The 14,945-nt window shown below is 53.4% G+C and carries 13 protein-coding genes; 4 read left to right on the top strand and 9 right to left on the bottom strand.

Going from position 1 to position 14,945, the window contains the following annotated elements; translation table 11 throughout:
* Nucleotides 1-63: 63 nt before the first annotated feature.
* Together ybaK and Q3A88_RS06095 are read right to left on the bottom strand one after the other, a co-directional pair.
* Nucleotides 64-543, bottom strand: a complete 480-nt coding sequence (ybaK, locus tag Q3A88_RS06100; protein ID WP_005976136.1) for a Cys-tRNA(Pro)/Cys-tRNA(Cys) deacylase YbaK — start codon at nucleotides 541-543, stop codon at nucleotides 64-66.
* A 70-nt stretch (nucleotides 544-613) separates the two neighbouring features.
* On the bottom strand, nucleotides 614-1,432 hold the full coding sequence (locus tag Q3A88_RS06095) for a TraB/GumN family protein (protein WP_110163681.1): 819 nt from the start codon (nucleotides 1,430-1,432) through the stop codon (nucleotides 614-616).
* A gap of 185 nt (nucleotides 1,433-1,617) precedes the next feature.
* On the opposite strand from Q3A88_RS06095, the gene Q3A88_RS06090 reads away from it, so the two are divergent.
* Nucleotides 1,618-1,800: a type II toxin-antitoxin system HicA family toxin gene (locus tag Q3A88_RS06090; protein ID WP_039485998.1), complete on the top strand. Its 183-nt coding sequence runs from the start codon at nucleotides 1,618-1,620 to the stop codon at nucleotides 1,798-1,800.
* A gap of 22 nt (nucleotides 1,801-1,822) precedes the next feature.
* Complete coding sequence (locus Q3A88_RS06085; protein WP_110163680.1) at nucleotides 1,823-2,254, top strand: type II toxin-antitoxin system HicB family antitoxin; 432 nt, start codon at nucleotides 1,823-1,825, stop codon at nucleotides 2,252-2,254.
* A 95-nt stretch (nucleotides 2,255-2,349) separates the two neighbouring features.
* Here the strand turns inward: Q3A88_RS06085 and copA are convergent, their stop codons facing one another.
* Nucleotides 2,350-5,073: a copper-exporting P-type ATPase CopA gene (gene copA, locus Q3A88_RS06080; protein WP_317177588.1), complete on the bottom strand. Its 2,724-nt coding sequence runs from the start codon at nucleotides 5,071-5,073 to the stop codon at nucleotides 2,350-2,352.
* A 117-nt stretch (nucleotides 5,074-5,190) separates the two neighbouring features.
* Between copA and cueR the strand changes: the two genes are divergently transcribed.
* Nucleotides 5,191-5,598 (top strand): Cu(I)-responsive transcriptional regulator, encoded by a 408-nt coding sequence (cueR, locus tag Q3A88_RS06075; protein ID WP_010284076.1) that lies wholly within the window; start codon nucleotides 5,191-5,193, stop codon nucleotides 5,596-5,598.
* A 36-nt stretch (nucleotides 5,599-5,634) separates the two neighbouring features.
* Here cueR and Q3A88_RS06070 read toward each other — a convergent pair whose 3' ends face one another.
* The 6 genes from Q3A88_RS06070 to ubiG form a co-directional block, all read right to left on the bottom strand.
* Entirely contained in the window at nucleotides 5,635-6,090 is a 456-nt protein-coding gene (locus Q3A88_RS06070; RefSeq protein ID WP_104213330.1) for an NfeD family protein, read from the bottom strand.
* Nucleotides 6,090-7,004, bottom strand: a complete 915-nt coding sequence (locus Q3A88_RS06065; protein WP_010284078.1) for an SPFH domain-containing protein — start codon at nucleotides 7,002-7,004, stop codon at nucleotides 6,090-6,092. The genes Q3A88_RS06070 and Q3A88_RS06065 overlap by 1 nt, the downstream gene beginning before the upstream one ends.
* 141 nt (nucleotides 7,005-7,145) lie before the next feature.
* Nucleotides 7,146-7,406, bottom strand: coding sequence for a class I ribonucleotide reductase maintenance protein YfaE (gene yfaE / locus Q3A88_RS06060; RefSeq protein WP_010284079.1), 261 nt, complete (start codon nucleotides 7,404-7,406; stop codon nucleotides 7,146-7,148).
* Nucleotides 7,407-7,409: 3 nt separating this feature from the next.
* On the bottom strand, nucleotides 7,410-8,540 hold the full coding sequence (gene nrdB, locus Q3A88_RS06055) for a class Ia ribonucleoside-diphosphate reductase subunit beta (protein WP_010284080.1): 1,131 nt from the start codon (nucleotides 8,538-8,540) through the stop codon (nucleotides 7,410-7,412).
* Between the two features lie 124 nt (nucleotides 8,541-8,664).
* Nucleotides 8,665-10,950 carry a class 1a ribonucleoside-diphosphate reductase subunit alpha gene (nrdA, locus tag Q3A88_RS06050; protein ID WP_317177587.1) on the bottom strand — a complete coding sequence of 762 codons (2,286 nt, stop codon included), beginning with the start codon at nucleotides 10,948-10,950 and terminating at the stop codon, nucleotides 8,665-8,667.
* Between the two features lie 349 nt (nucleotides 10,951-11,299).
* Entirely contained in the window at nucleotides 11,300-12,019 is a 720-nt protein-coding gene (ubiG, locus tag Q3A88_RS06045; RefSeq protein ID WP_039506507.1) for a bifunctional 2-polyprenyl-6-hydroxyphenol methylase/3-demethylubiquinol 3-O-methyltransferase UbiG, read from the bottom strand.
* A 284-nt stretch (nucleotides 12,020-12,303) separates the two neighbouring features.
* On the opposite strand from ubiG, the gene gyrA reads away from it, so the two are divergent.
* The gene (gene gyrA, locus Q3A88_RS06040) at nucleotides 12,304-14,943 is read left to right on the top strand and encodes a DNA topoisomerase (ATP-hydrolyzing) subunit A (RefSeq protein WP_110163677.1); all 2,640 of its coding nucleotides are present in this window, start codon (nucleotides 12,304-12,306) and stop codon (nucleotides 14,941-14,943) included.
* Nucleotides 14,944-14,945: the final 2 nt, after the last annotated feature.

Genomic DNA, 14,945 nt, shown 5'->3' with positions numbered 1-14,945 from the left:
CTGCTATCTGCTTCGCTTTGATGCTACATCGCCTGGCTGGTTATGTTCGTTTAATGGCAGGCATTAATCATGCTTGGCGATATCGGCAAAAGTGGCGCGCAGCAGGCGTGCCAGATCGTCGGCTGACAGCTCAATATCCAATCCACGTTTACCACCGGAAATGAAAATAGTACCGAACTGGCGAGCCGGTTCATCAATCACGGTCGGCAGCAGTTTCTTTTGCCCCAGCGGGCTGATTCCACCCACCAGATAACCTGTTACGCGCTGAGCGATGACTGGATCGGCCATATCCGCTTTTTTGGCCGACAGCGCGCGAGCGACTTTCTTGAGATCCAGCATGCCGGCGACTGGCGTGACGGCCACAGCGAGATTTTTGGCATCACCATTCAGAGAAACGAGCAGCGTTTTATATACCTGTTCTTTATTCAGCCCCAGCTTTCTGGCCGCTTCTTCGCCAAAATTGGTTTCGTCGCTGTCATGGTGGTAGCTGTGTAGCGTAAAGGCGACCTTGTTCTTTTCGAGCAGATTGACTGCGGGTGTCATGATTTCACTATCCTTAACCCTGGAGCGGGCTTTATCTTGCGGACGCGGCTACGCGCCATAACGTGTTTTTTCATGGAATTGCGGTATGACCGTTTTTGAGCAGCGTGGGTAAATTCTCATCGCCATACAGATGCAATGCGCCTACGGCCACAACGTAATTGCCGGGCGGCAACGCCTGAAGCTGCTGTTGCCAGCGGCGGTTACGCTGACCCATCAGCAGGTCGGTCATTTCATTGCTGAACGTCGCGGGGATATCCGGCGTATATTTGCCGGGCCTGCTGTCTAGCCACCAACCGACCATCGTTTGTAGCAAATGCGCGTTGGTGCGCCAGTGTTTAATCGTATCCTCTAGCAACAGCAGGCCGCCCTGCGGCAGTTGTTGTAATAAATCAACCTGCGTCTGCTGACCTTCCAGCTCGATAACCTGAATACCGTGAGATTTCGCGGCGTTAATCAACTGATAATCGATGCCATAGTCGGGACGTAAGCCCAGCAACTGCGCTTGTCTCGCTTGCAGCATCAGTGCGGCCTGCCAGGCCGGCAGCGTACTGATATTGCTCTCATCGAAAGAGAGCGACTCACAAATTTTTTGCAGTTGGTGGTAGTTTTCCGTGCTGAGGCGCTGCATGAGCGGCGGCTCGGCGTCACTGTGTCCGAAGGGGGAATGTGAATCGGATATATCGGCTTCGACGATAAGTGCGGTTGCCTGCCGGAGCTGTTGCAGCAGCGTATCGGGCAGCGGTGCCATATCTTTGCTACCCATATGAATGCTGCCGACCAGATGCAGCTGCCGTTCATTGGCAAGCTGAACGTCTATCGCCGGGTAGGCATAAGCCAGCGGTGAGATAAAGCCAAGAAAAGTCGCGATTCTACGCAGCAGTTGCCCCATTGATTCCGTCTCCTGATGTGGAATAACTATGCTAAACGCTAGACGCGGAACAATACAAGGTATACCAATCCTAAGGGCACGGAAGCCTACGTGTTTGGCTACTCACTTCCTACCGATTCTCCCTATGCGTAAAATATTGATGAGTGTGTATTGGTGTGTATAATAAAATCAGGTTAGGAGGATACATGAAATCAACCGACCTGATAAAGGAGCTGGCAGCGGCGGGTTGTGAGTGCAAACGGCATAACGGCGGGAGTCACCAAATATGGTGGTCACCTATTACTGGAAAAACGTTTCCAGTGCCGCATCCAAAAAAGGATTTACCACTTGGAACTGTCAAATCCATCAAAAAAATGGCGGGGATCTGATCCCCGCCTTTTCGGAGGCAATATGTTTTTTTCAGTCGGTGTAGAAACGCCAAAAGATGATGCTACGGCATATGGGCTGATCGTTCCGGCATTGTGTACTGATGATTACGGCTGCTTCTCTGCGGCGGACAGCCAGCAAGAGATTGCACGCATGGCGCGGGAAGCGATTTTAACCCTTATTGATGAAGCCGTGAGCCGCGGAAATCTGGACATTAGACGACTTAATGACGCTGGACACCTCATCTATGCGGCGATGCCAGATTTTGCAGACTACGATAGTTGGTTCGTGCTGGATGTCGATCTATCAGCTTTTGAGGGAAAACCACAGCGATTGAACATTTCTCTTCCCGATACGTTGGTACAGCGTATTGATAATCGCGTGCGGGAGCAGCCGGGTACTTATCGCGATCGCAGCCATTTTTTGGCAGAAGCTGCACGCCATGAGTTGGAATGAGCGCGGCTGAATTGGTCTGGCTACAGGCGATAAATATCGTGACGGTGTTCGGCAAAGGAAAACGCGGCACGTTGTTGAGACGTGCCGCGTTTGCATTACTGACGTTTAGGTTTAAAACGCAGCAGGCGGTTGGCGTTGCTGACCACCGTGATGGAGGAGAGCGCCATAGCGGCACCGGCTACCACCGGGCTGAGTAGCGTACCAGTCAGCGGGTAGAGTACGCCCGCAGCAATGGGAATCCCCAGCGAGTTATAGATAAACGCGCCCAGCAGGTTTTGCTTCATATTGCGTAGCGTGGCATTGGAGAGCGCCAGCGCATCGGCAACACCATGCAGGCTGTGGCGCATCAGCGTGATGGCGGCGGTTTCAATCGCAATATCGCTGCCGCCGCCCATCGCAATACCGACATCGGCCTGCGCCAATGCTGGCGCATCGTTGATGCCGTCGCCAATCATCGCCACGCGTTTGCCTTGAGCCTGTAGTTTTTTGATAGCCTCTGCTTTGCCGTCTGGCAGCACGCCAGCGATCACCTGATCGATACCCGCGTCTTTCGCGATGCTCTTCGCCGTGAGCGGGTTGTCCCCCGTTAGCATGACTAACTGATAGCCCTGCTGGTGGAGACGCTGCAAGGCGCTGACGCTATCCGTTCGCAGCGGATCGTGGATAGAAAACACCGCAATGATGTGACCATCCGCTGCAAGCAACACGGGCGTGATGCCACGCTGAGCCTGTTCATTGATCAGCGCTTCACCTTCGGTGATATCGACCTGATGCTGTTTGAGCAGCGCCGGATTCCCCAGCAGCAGGTCGGCGTCGCCAATCTTGCCGCTGATGCCGAGGCCGCGCAGCGTACGGAACTGCTCGGCTTGCGTGAGCGTCAAATTATCTGCTCGTTCCAGAATCGCTTTTGCCAGTGGGTGATTTGAGCCTTGCTCCAGCGAAGCCGCCCAGGCCAGCGCCTGTGCTTCTGTCACGTCACCGAAGGTATGAACCTCTACAACGCGCGGCTGCCCTTCGGTTAGCGTGCCTGTTTTGTCAAACACCAGCACATCCAGCTTGCTGGCCTGCTGCAAGGCATCGGCATCACGCACCAGCACGCCAAACTCTGCTGCCCGCCCGACGCCGGAAATAATCGACATCGGCGTTGCCAGCCCTAGCGCACAGGGGCAGGCAATAATCAGGACGGTCGTGACGATAATGAGCGTGTAGACCATCTGCGGCTGTGGCCCCACGAAGAACCAGATCGCGCCGCTGAGAAGCGCGATGGCCACAACGACGGGAACAAACACGGCAGAAATACGATCCGCTAGCTGGCCGATAGCGGGTTTGCTGCTTTGCGCCTGCCTGACCAGTCGGATGATTCGCGATAGGGTAGTTTGGTTGCCGATCGCGTCTGCCCGGAAGAGCACGCTGCCGTCGGAAACCAGCGTGCCGGCGTGAACCGTATCACCGGACGTTTTGGATTGCGGGATCGGTTCCCCGGTCAGCATGGCTTCATCTACCCACACTTCACCTTGCAAAATCTCACCGTCGACAGGAATACGATCGCCGGTTGTCAGGCGCAGCGTCATGCCGGACTGCACGTCGGACAGCGGAATGGATTTCTCACCTTCCGGCGTCACGACGCGGGCAGTGGGCGGCGTCAAATCCAGCAGTCGTTCCAGCGCACGAGAAGATCGCTGACGAGCGCGTTGTTCCAGCGCATGACCGAGGTTGATTAAACCGATGATCATGGCGCTGGCTTCATAGTAAAGGTGACGCGCTGCTATCGGGAAAAGATCCGGCCACAGGTTAACGGTAATAGAGTAAAGCCAGGCGGCACCCGTTCCCAGCGCGACCAGCGTATCCATGGTTGCCGTGCCATTTTTCAGGCTGCGCCAGGCGTTACGGTAAAAATGGCTTCCAGCGAACACCATCACCGCCAGCGTCAAAATACCAATGACCAGCCACGGCGTTTGGCTTTCTGGCGTCAGACTCATGCTGCCGCCCAGCACGCCCCACAGCATCAGCGGTACACCGAGCAGTAATCCCAGTGCGGCCTGCCATTGGAAACGGCGAATAGCCTGCTGAGCCGTTTGCTGCTGGCGCACGCGGCGTTCTTCTTCGTCCTGAATAATTTCCGCGCCATAGCCTGCTTGCTCAACGGCAGCAATCAGCGCTTCCGGCTCGGCATGACCGCTGACCAGCGCGCTGCGTTCGGCCAGATTGACGCGCGCCTGCGTGACGCCACTGACGTTTTGCAGCGCTGTCTGTACACGGTTTACGCAGCTGGCGCAGCTCATGCCCTGAAGCAGGAGCTGCACGCTGTCGTCATCGCGGGTGGCGTGTATTGTCGTTGCCGGAAGAGTACTCTCGGCCGCTGGCAGCGCTTCCGGCGTCGTCGCTACCTGTGCCAGCGGCTCAGTTTTTGGGTGAACGTTCTCCTGCACGCTGGCGTGATAGCCGGCTTCTTCAATGGCACTAATTAGTGTCGAGGCCTCAACGTTGCCATACACGGTTGCTTGCTCTGTGGTGACATCCGTCGCCACAACGCCGGGAAGGGCTTCCAGCACTTTACGTGTCGCGGCGACACAGTGGTTGCAACTCAGGCCGGAAAGCTGGAGAGACACATCTGGTGTAGTAGCAAGCTGTGCTTCGTAGCCAGCCTGCTCAATGATGTCGATCAACGTCTGCGAATCAATGTCGCCGCTGACGCTGGCGTACTGTTGGGTGACGTCGGTTTGTTCGACTGCAGGCAGCGCATCCAATGCTTTTTTAACGCGTTGGACACAGTGTCCGCAGGTCAGTCCCTGCAATGACAACAAGACAGTTTGTGACATAGTAATTTTTCTCCCGTGATCACAGCCGGTGGCGAAAGACATTGACCGGCCATCTGATTTCTACTAGTTATTGGGTAAGGTAAACCTTCTAGCAAGGGGAGGGTCAAGGGGGAAATCATGAATATCAGTGATGTTGCGAAAAAAACCGGTCTTAGCAGTAAAACCATTCGCTTCTATGAAGAGAAAGAACTTCTGACTACGCCGCTGCGTTCTGAAAATGGTTACCGCAGCTACGATGATCATCACGTCGAAGAGCTGACGCTGCTGCGTCAGGCGCGTCAGGTCGGTTTTAATCTGGATGAATGCCGAGAGCTGGTGACGTTATTTAACGATCCGCTACGGCGAAGTGCGGATGTCAAAGCGCGAACCTTGCAGAAAGTGCAGGAAATCGAGATGCATATCGAAGAGCTGAAAACGATGCGTGAACATTTGCTGGCGCTGGCAGAACAGTGTCCGGGAGATGGGGGAGCAGACTGTCCGATAATCAATAATCTGGCGGGCTGTTGTCAAAAGAGAAAAGAGTGATAAAGGGGAGACAGGCTCCCCCAATAATGCGTTATGTTAGCGCTCAACCGGTCGCACATGCAGCGTGATACCATCAATGGCAATCACTTCAACATGCGTACCGACGGGCAGATCCTGTTCTGATTTCACGCGCCAACTGCTGTCACCGATGTTTACCCGGCCGAAACCGTTGATAACTGGATCGGTCAGCGTAGCGCGCAGGCCAATCAACTGCTGCCCGCGCTGGTTGAGTGTCGATTGCGGGCGTGACAGCGTTCGTTTGCGCAGCCAATACCACCAGAGCAGTGCCGTGACGATCGTCAGGATGGCGAAAATTGTGCCTTGTAATGGCCAACCCATCGGCATGACCCACGTTAGTAGCCCAACCAATACCGCCGATAAGCCGCTCCACAGTAAATAGCCACTGGCGCCCAGCATTTCGGCGGCTAACAGCAGACCGCCGAGCGACAGCCAGAACCAGTGCGCATTTTCCATCACCAGTTCAATGCCCATTATTGACCTCGGCTATCTTTGCTGTCTTTAATCAGCTCCGTAATCCCACCGATGGCCCCCATCAGGTTGCTGGCTTCCAGCGGCATCATGATCACTTTGCTGTTATTAGAAGAACCAATCTGCTGCAACGCATCAGTATATTTCTGTGCAACAAAGTAGTTAATTGCCTGAATGTTACCTGCTGCGATGGCCTCGGACACCATTTTGGTCGCCTGTGCTTCCGCTTCTGCCGCACGTTCACGCGCTTCTGCTTCCAGGAACGCGGACTGACGCAAGCCTTCTGCTTTCAGGATCTGTGACTGCTTTTCCCCTTCGGCTTTTAAGATAGCGGCCTGACGTACCCCTTCGGCTTCCAGAATATCGGCGCGTTTGTTACGTTCCGCTTTCATCTGCGCGTTCATCGCAGCAATCAGTTCTGCTGGCGGGCGTACGTCACGGATCTCAATACGCGTGATTTTAATGCCCCACGGGTTAGTGGCTTCATCAACAATGTGCAGCAGGCGGGTGTTAATGCTATCGCGCTGAGACAGCATTTCATCCAGTTCCATGGAACCCAGCACCGTACGGAAGTTGGTCATGGTGAGGTTTACGATAGCCTGTTCCAGATTGCTAACTTCATAGGCGGCCCGTGCCGGATCAATTACCTGAATAAAGCAGACGGCATCAATGGCTACATTGGCATTATCGCGAGAGATAATTTCCTGAGAGGGAATATCCAGCACCTGTTCCATCATATTAATTTTGCGGCCGATGCGATCCATAAATGGCACGACCAGATTCAGCCCCGGCATCAGCGTTTTGGTATAGCGACCAAACCGTTCCACAGTCCATTGATATCCCTGAGGTACGACTTTGATGCCTGACCAGACGATGATGAGCGCAACAAAAATCAAAATAGGAATGACGGTGAGCATGTTTTAAAACCTCCAGGTTGTTTTATTTCAGTCAAAAGACGATGTCAGCGGATAGTGTAACTCACTTGAGTATGAAAGCGGGCAGGAAATACGCCCGCCAGCGGGAGCGATAGGGAGATTAGCCTATGGGGAAGAACGGGGCTAAATATCGAGTTCGATGTCGCCCTGCGGCATACAGCAGCAGGGGAGGATTTCATCCTGTTGGATGCAGGCCAGCGGGGTTTGGCGATACGCGACTCTGCCTTTTACCAGACGCAGTCGACAGGAACCGCAATAGCCGGAGCGGCACTGATACTCAATGCTGACGCGGTTAGATTCCAGCACATCCAACAGGGAAGGGCCGTCGTCTGAACAGGAAAACTGCGCACCGGATGTGCGCAGCGTGATCGTTGGATTGCTCATCGATTACAGTTGGAAATCGCTCAGATCGTCGTCGCTGATTTCTGAATCGATCTGACCGACCAGATAGGAACTGACTTCAACTTCCTGTGGCGCGACCTGTACGTTATCTGACACCAGCCAGGCGTTGATCCACGGGATGGGGTTGGTGCGCGTCTGGAACGGCAGCGGTAGCCCAACCGCCTGCATGCGGATATTGGTGATGTATTCCACGTACTGGCACAGAATATCCTTGTTCAGACCAATCATTGAGCCATCGCGGAACAGGTATTCAGCCCACTCTTTTTCTTGCTGAGCAGCAAGCACAAACAGGTCATAACACTCCTGCTGACACTCTTCGGCAATTTGCGCCATTTCTGGGTCGTCATGGCCGGAACGCATCAGGTTCAGCATGTGCTGCGTGCCGGTCAGGTGCAGCGCTTCATCACGGGCAATCAGCTTGATGATTTTGGCGTTGCCTTCCATCAGTTCGCGTTCTGCAAAAGCGAAGGAACAGGCGAAGCTGACGTAGAAGCGAATCGCTTCCAGCGCGTTCACGCTCATCAGACAGATATACAGCTGCTTTTTCAGCGTATGTAGATTCACGGTCACGGTCTTGCCATTAACCTGATGTGTCCCTTCACCCAGCAGATGATAGTAGCTGGTCATCTCAATCAGCGAGTCGTAGTAACCGGAGATATCCTTGGCACGTTTCAGAATCTCTTCGTTCGTTACGATATCGTCAAACACCAGCGACGGATCGTTCACGATATTACGAATGATGTGCGTGTAGGAACGTGAGTGAATGGTTTCCGAGAACGCCCAGGTTTCCACCCAGGTTTCCAGCTCAGGAATAGAGATCAGCGGCAGCAGTGCCACGTTTGGGCTACGACCCTGAATGGAATCCAGCAGCGTTTGGTATTTCAGGTTGCTGATGAAGATATGCTTTTCATGATCGGGCAGCGCCTGATAGTCGATGCGATCGCGGGACACGTCGACTTCTTCTGGACGCCAGAAGAAGGACAGCTGCTTTTCGATCAGCTTTTCGAAAATTTCATACTTTTGCTGATCGAAACGCGCGACGTTAACTGACTGACCGAAGAACATCGGTTCGAGCAACTGGTCATTCTTGTTCTGTGAAAAAGTGCTATAGGCCATGAGTCTCTCCAAAAAAAATGCCGTGAGCATTTTTTAACGCCGCTTGTGAAGGCCCATAAGGGGGCGGGCAGCGACGCCTGCTATAAAAGATGAAAGGCTGCATCGGCAGCCTTTCATTATTGGCTTAAATCTTACACGCGCCGCCTTCGCAGCCGTCGTCCTGTGGTTCTGCTAACAGGTCGTCTTGTACGTCTTCAGCGCCGTCACGGGTGTTTTGGTAATACAGCGTTTTAACACCGAATTTGTAGGCCGTGACCAGATCTTTCAGCAGTTGTTTCATCGGTACTCGACCTGATGGGAAACGTGACGGATCGTAATTGGTGTTGGAGGAGATCGCCTGATCGACAAACTTCTGCATCAGACCCACCAGTTGCAGATAGCCGTCGTTATTTGGCATATCCCACAGCAGTTCGTAAGCATCTTTCAGCGTTTCGTACTCTGGCACAACCTGGCGCAGAATGCCGTCTTTGGACGCTTTGACGCTGATATGGCCGCGCGGTGGTTCAATACCGTTGGTGGCGTTGGATATCTGAGATGACGTCTCAGACGGCATCAGCGCGGACAGCGTGGAGTTACGCAGACCGTACGCTTTGATGTCGTTACGCAGCGTTTCCCAGTCGAGATGCAGCGGTTCGTTACAGATCGCATCCAGATCGCGCTTATAGGTATCGATAGGCAGAATACCCTGTGAATAGGTGGTTTCATTGAACCACGGGCAAGCACCTTGTTCGCGTGCCAGCACATTCGACGCCTTCAACAGATAGTACTGAATCGCTTCAAACGTTTTGTGTGTCAGGCCGTTGGCGCTGCCGTCGGAGTAACGCACGCCATTTTTCGCCAGATAGTACGCGAAGTTGATCACGCCAATACCCAGCGTGCGGCGACCCATCGCACCACGCTCTGCCGCGGTAATCGGGTAATCCTGATAATCCAGCAGGGCATCCAGTGCGCGCACGGCCAGCGTCGCCAGATCTTCCAGATCGTCTAAGCTGTTGATGGCGCCGAGGTTGAAAGCCGACAGCGTACACAGCGCGATTTCACCGTTTTCATCATTCACGTCGTTTAGCGGCTTGGTCGGCAGTGCGATTTCCAGACACAGGTTGGACTGGCGAACGGGCGCAATTTGCGGATCGAACGGGCTGTGCGTGTTGCAGTGGTCAACGTTCTGAATATAGATACGGCCCGTAGAAGCACGTTCCTGCATCATCAGAGAGAACAGTTCGACCGCTTTGATGCGCTGTTTGCGGATGCTGTCATCCTTCTCATATTGCACATACAGGCGCTCGAATTCATCCTGATCGGCGAAGAAGGCATCGTACAGTCCGGGTACGTCAGACGGGCTGAACAGCGTGATGTCTTCACCTTTTACCAGACGTTGATACATCAGTTTGTTCAACTGCACGCCGTAGTCGAGGTGACGAACGCGGTTGCCTTCTACGCCACGGTTGTTTTTCAGCACCAGCAGACTTTCCACTTCCAGATGCCACAGCGGATAGAACAGCGTGGCAGCCCCGCCGCGTACGCCGCCCTGAGAGCAGGATTTCACCGCCGTCTGGAAGTGTTTATAGAAAGGAATACAGCCGGTGTGGAAGGCTTCACCGCCGCGAATTGGGCTGCCGAGCGCACGGATGCGGCCCGCGTTGATACCGATACCGGCACGCTGGGAAACGTATTTTACGATCGCGCTGGAGGTCGCGTTGATGGAATCCAGACTGTCGCCGCATTCGATCAGCACGCAAGAGCTGAACTGACGCGTTGGCGTACGCACGCCCGCCATGATTGGCGTCGGCAGAGAAATTTTGAACGTAGAGATCGCGTCATAAAAACGTTTAACGTAATCCAGACGCGTCTCACGTGGGTAGCCGGAGAACAGGCAGGCGGCGACCAGAATGTACAGGAACTGGGCGCTTTCGTAGATATCACCGGTGACGCGGTTTTGTACCAGGTATTTCCCTTCCAGCTGTTTTACCGCCGCATAGGAGAAATTCATGTCACGCCAGTGATCGATGAAAGCGTCCATCTGGGCGAATTCTTCCGGGCTGTAGTCTTCCAGCAGGTGTTTGTCGTACTTACCCAGTTCTACCATCTTGGTGACGTGCGTCAGCAGAGCAGGCGGCTCAAACTGGCCGTAGGCTTTCTTACGCAGATGGAAGATAGCCAGACGCGCAGCCAGATATTGATAATCCGGGCTTTCGCGCGAGATCAGATCGGCTGCGGCCTTAATGATGGTTTCATGGATATCAGAGGTTTTGATGCTGTCATAAAACTGAATATGTGAACGCAGTTCGACCTGAGAAACGGAGACATTGTGTAAACCTTCTGCGGCCCAGGTAATGACGCGGTGGATTTTATCCAAATTGATCTTTTCTTTACTGCCATCGCGTTTGGTAACGAGCAAGCTCTGGTTCATGTTGGGATTTACCTGTTGGTGAAAATAAAAAATATCCCCTGTTTATTCACAGAAATGCCTCTGTGACTAACTCTGTGGATAAATACTAGATATAGATATTTTTTAATAAATGGCTACTACATGGTGAGTATTTTAGTCTGGATTCGTTTGAGTACAAGGCTTGATTTTGGTGTTAATTTCAGGTTGCCGAACCGTTGGTTTCTCGAAATCCTGATTTTGTAAGGGCTAAGAGGATGTCAATATTCTGTAAAAAAAATAAGTCGTGGTCATTTTGTTGGTTTTTCAGGTAAAACCTGGAAAATTGCGCGGTGAAAAACCACGCAATTTTTAAGAGTATTCTTAATCGGTTCTATTTATCGTGGCGCGTGTGCAGCATGTAGTTCACGTCCACGTTTGGACCCAATTTAAAATGGTCAGTTAGCGGGTTGTAGTGCAGCCCGGTGATATGCTTTTCACGCAGTGGAGTACTGTCAACCCAGTGCATCAGTTCTGCTGGTCGAATGAACTTCTTAATGTCGTGCGTGCCACGCGGCACCATTTTTAGCACGTACTCGGCACCGATAACGGCCATCATCCACGCTTTTGCATTGCGGTTGATGGTGGAGAAAAAGACGTGCCCGCCGGGTTTGACCAATCTGGCGCAGGCCTGCACCACGGATTGCGGATCGGGAACGTGCTCCAGCATTTCCATACAGGTGACGACATCGTAGAGGCCCGGATGAGCCTGTGCATGCGCTTCTACCGTTTCCTGCACGTAATCGACGGCGACACCGCTTTCCAGGGCATGTAAACGCGCGACCTGCAACGGTTCTGCGCCCATATCGAGCCCGGTGACGTCCGCGCCTTCACGCGCCATGCTTTCGGCCAAAATGCCGCCGCCGCAGCCGACATCCAGCACTTTCTTGCCAAACAGGCCTTCTGCGTGCTGCGAAATGTAGCCTAGACGCAGTGGGTTAATGCGGTGCAAGGGTTTGAATTCACCTTCTAAATCCCACCAGCGTGAAGCGATAGCCTCAAATTTGGCAATCTCCTGATGGTCAACGTTCGGAGTTTGATTTTCTACATTCATGTGTCATCACTGCCTTTCGTCATCTTTATACTGCCGCGAGTATACTCCCTTCGCGCTGCAACGTGCAGCGGTGTCGCTTTTCTCTGTAAGGTACTTTTCTTTACAAGGTGCTTTTCTCTGCAAGGTAACGTTCATTGGGAAAACCGTCTGTTCAGAGCGGAAGGGAGTTTCCCCCGAAACGGCGCTTTGTGATATAATTTTTCACCTTTTGAACAGTTCACCTTATCTGAACGGTTCACTTTTCTGAACACGGGTAGATGCCTAAATAGAGGGATAGCGGCTCCATGAGCGACCTTGCCAGAGAAATCACACCGGTCAACATTGAAGAAGAGCTGAAAAGCTCGTATCTGGATTATGCTATGTCCGTTATTGTCGGGCGTGCATTACCAGATGTTCGTGATGGACTGAAACCGGTACACCGCCGCGTACTGTATGCGATGAGCGTACTGGGTAACGACTGGAACAAACCGTATAAAAAATCCGCCCGTGTCGTCGGGGATGTCATCGGTAAATACCACCCACACGGCGACTCTGCCGTTTACGAAACTATCGTACGTATGGCGCAGCCTTTCTCACTGCGTTACATGCTGGTCGATGGTCAGGGCAACTTCGGTTCGATTGACGGCGACTCCGCGGCGGCAATGCGTTATACCGAAATTCGCATGTCGAAAATTGCTCATGAACTGCTGGCCGATCTCGAAAAAGAGACGGTCGATTTTGTGCCGAACTATGACGGCACCGAGCAGATTCCTGACGTCATGCCAACGCGTATTCCCAACCTGCTGGTTAACGGTTCTTCCGGTATCGCCGTCGGGATGGCAACAAACATTCCACCGCACAACCTGACGGAAGTCGTGAACGGCTGTCTGGCATATATCGACGATGAAAACATCACCCTTGAAGGGTTGATGGAACACATCACAGGCCCCGATTTCCCAACGGCAGCGATCATCAATGGCCGACGCGGCATTGAAGAAGCCTATCGCACCGGGCGCGGCAAAATTTACATCCGTGCGCGTGCTGAAGTGGAAGCGGACGCGAAAACCGGACGTGAAACCATCATCGTGCATGAAATTCCGTATCAGGTGAACAAAGCACGCCTGATCGAGAAAATTGCCGAGCTGGTCAAAGACAAACGTATCGAAGGCATTAGCGCACTGCGTGACGAATCTGATAAAGACGGTATGCGTATCGTCATCGAGATTAAGCGTGACGCCGTGGGCGAAGTGGTACTGAATAATCTGTATTCCCAGACGCAGCTTCAGACGTCATTCGGCATCAACATGGTCGCTCTGCATCAGGGCCAGCCGAAGATCATGCCGCTGAAGGACATTCTGGTTGCGTTTGTGCGCCACCGCCGCGAAGTGGTGACGCGTCGTACCATTTTTGAACTGCGTAAAGCCCGTGACCGTGCCCATATCCTGGAAGGTCTGGCGATTGCGCTGGCGAACATCGATCCTATTATCGAACTAATTCGCCGTGCTCCATCACCTGCTGAAGCGAAAGCCTCGCTGATCGCACAGGCGTGGGAACTGGGCAGCGTGGCTGCGATGCTGGAACGTGCGGGCGATGATGCCGCGCGTCCTGAGTGGCTGGAGCCGGAGTTCGGCATCCGTGACGGTCACTACTACCTGACGGAACAGCAGGCGCAGGCGATTCTGGATCTGCGTTTGCAGAAGCTGACCGGCATGGAGCACGAGAAGCTGCTGGATGAATATAAAGCGCTGCTGGCGGAAATTGCCGAGTTGCTTTATATCCTCAATAGCCCTGAGCGCCTGATGGAAGTCATCCGCGAAGAGCTGGAAGCGATCAAAACGCAATATAGCGACGAACGTCGTACGGAAATCACGGCGAACACCGCTGATATCAACATCGAAGACCTGATCAACCAGGAAGATGTTGTCGTTACGCTGTCTCACCAAGGTTACGTGAAGTATCAGCCGCTGAGCGACTATGAAGCCCAGCGTCGCGGCGGTCGTGGTAAGTCTGCTGCTCGTATTAAAGAAGAAGACTTTATCGATCGTCTGCTGGTGGCTAACACCCATGACACGATTCTGTGCTTCTCCAGCCGTGGTCGCTTGTACTGGATGAAGGTGTACCAACTGCCGGAAGCCAGCCGCGGTGCGCGTGGTCGTCCGATCGTCAACCTGCTGCCGCTTGAGCCGAATGAGCGTATTACCGCGATTCTGCCAGTGCGTGAATACGAAGAAGGCCGCCATATCTTCATGGCAACCGCGAGCGGTACCGTGAAGAAAACGGCGCTGACGGAATTCAGCCGTCCACGTAGTGCGGGGATCATCGCGGTTAACCTGAATGAAGGTGACGAGCTAATTGGTGTTGACCTGACCGACGGTAGCGATGAAGCGATGCTGTTCTCTGCGGAAGGCAAAGTGGTTCGCTTCTCCGAGCAGGCGGTTCGTTCCATGGGGCGTACGGCAACGGGCGTCCGTGGTATCAATCTGCAAGGCGAAGATCGCGTCGTTTCTCTGATTATTCCTCGCGGCGAAGGCGATATCCTGACCGTCACGCAAAATGGCTTTGGTAAGCGTACTGCCGCGAGCGAGTACCCGACCAAGTCGCGTGCGACGAAAGGGGTTATCTCTATCAAGGTCAGCGAACGTAACGGTAAAGTGGTTGGCGCGGTTCAGGTTGATGCCGCAGACCAGATCATGATGATCACCGATGCGGGAACGCTGGTGCGGACGCGCGTGTCTGAAGTCAGTATTGTTGGACGTAACACGCAAGGGGTTACGCTGATTCGTACGGCGGAAGACGAACATGTTGTCGGCCTGCAGCGCGTTGCCGAGCCGGTAGAAGATGAAGAGCTGGATGGCGTGGTAAAAGTTGAAGGCGAAGTTGCCGAAGACGATGATGCTATCGACGACATTGATGGCGATGATGATATCGCTGAAGATGACGAATAAGC

The organism is Pectobacterium sp. HCp5_1, from assembly GCF_032905925.1.
Taxonomy (GTDB): domain Bacteria; phylum Pseudomonadota; class Gammaproteobacteria; order Enterobacterales; family Enterobacteriaceae; genus Pectobacterium; species Pectobacterium brasiliense_A.
This window is presented reverse-complemented; position numbering and strand designations above follow the sequence as displayed.

What these genes read in the sequence shown, in the direction of transcription:
- ybaK (WP_005976136.1), bottom strand. Translation starts at nt 543, where the DNA reads ATGACACCCGCAGTCAATCTGCTCGAAAAGAACAAGGTCGCCTTTACG.
- Q3A88_RS06095 (WP_110163681.1), bottom strand. Translation starts at nt 1,432, where the DNA reads ATGGGGCAACTGCTGCGTAGAATCGCGACTTTTCTTGGCTTTATCTCA.
- Q3A88_RS06090 (WP_039485998.1), top strand. Translation starts at nt 1,618, where the DNA reads ATGAAATCAACCGACCTGATAAAGGAGCTGGCAGCGGCGGGTTGTGAG.
- Q3A88_RS06085 (WP_110163680.1), top strand. Translation starts at nt 1,823, where the DNA reads ATGTTTTTTTCAGTCGGTGTAGAAACGCCAAAAGATGATGCTACGGCA.
- copA (WP_317177588.1), bottom strand. Translation starts at nt 5,073, where the DNA reads ATGTCACAAACTGTCTTGTTGTCATTGCAGGGACTGACCTGCGGACAC.
- cueR (WP_010284076.1), top strand. Translation starts at nt 5,191, where the DNA reads ATGAATATCAGTGATGTTGCGAAAAAAACCGGTCTTAGCAGTAAAACC.
- Q3A88_RS06070 (WP_104213330.1), bottom strand. Translation starts at nt 6,090, where the DNA reads ATGGGCATTGAACTGGTGATGGAAAATGCGCACTGGTTCTGGCTGTCG.
- Q3A88_RS06065 (WP_010284078.1), bottom strand. Translation starts at nt 7,004, where the DNA reads ATGCTCACCGTCATTCCTATTTTGATTTTTGTTGCGCTCATCATCGTC.
- yfaE (WP_010284079.1), bottom strand. Translation starts at nt 7,406, where the DNA reads ATGAGCAATCCAACGATCACGCTGCGCACATCCGGTGCGCAGTTTTCC.
- nrdB (WP_010284080.1), bottom strand. Translation starts at nt 8,540, where the DNA reads ATGGCCTATAGCACTTTTTCACAGAACAAGAATGACCAGTTGCTCGAA.
- nrdA (WP_317177587.1), bottom strand. Translation starts at nt 10,950, where the DNA reads ATGAACCAGAGCTTGCTCGTTACCAAACGCGATGGCAGTAAAGAAAAG.
- ubiG (WP_039506507.1), bottom strand. Translation starts at nt 12,019, where the DNA reads ATGAATGTAGAAAATCAAACTCCGAACGTTGACCATCAGGAGATTGCC.
- gyrA (WP_110163677.1), top strand. Translation starts at nt 12,304, where the DNA reads ATGAGCGACCTTGCCAGAGAAATCACACCGGTCAACATTGAAGAAGAG.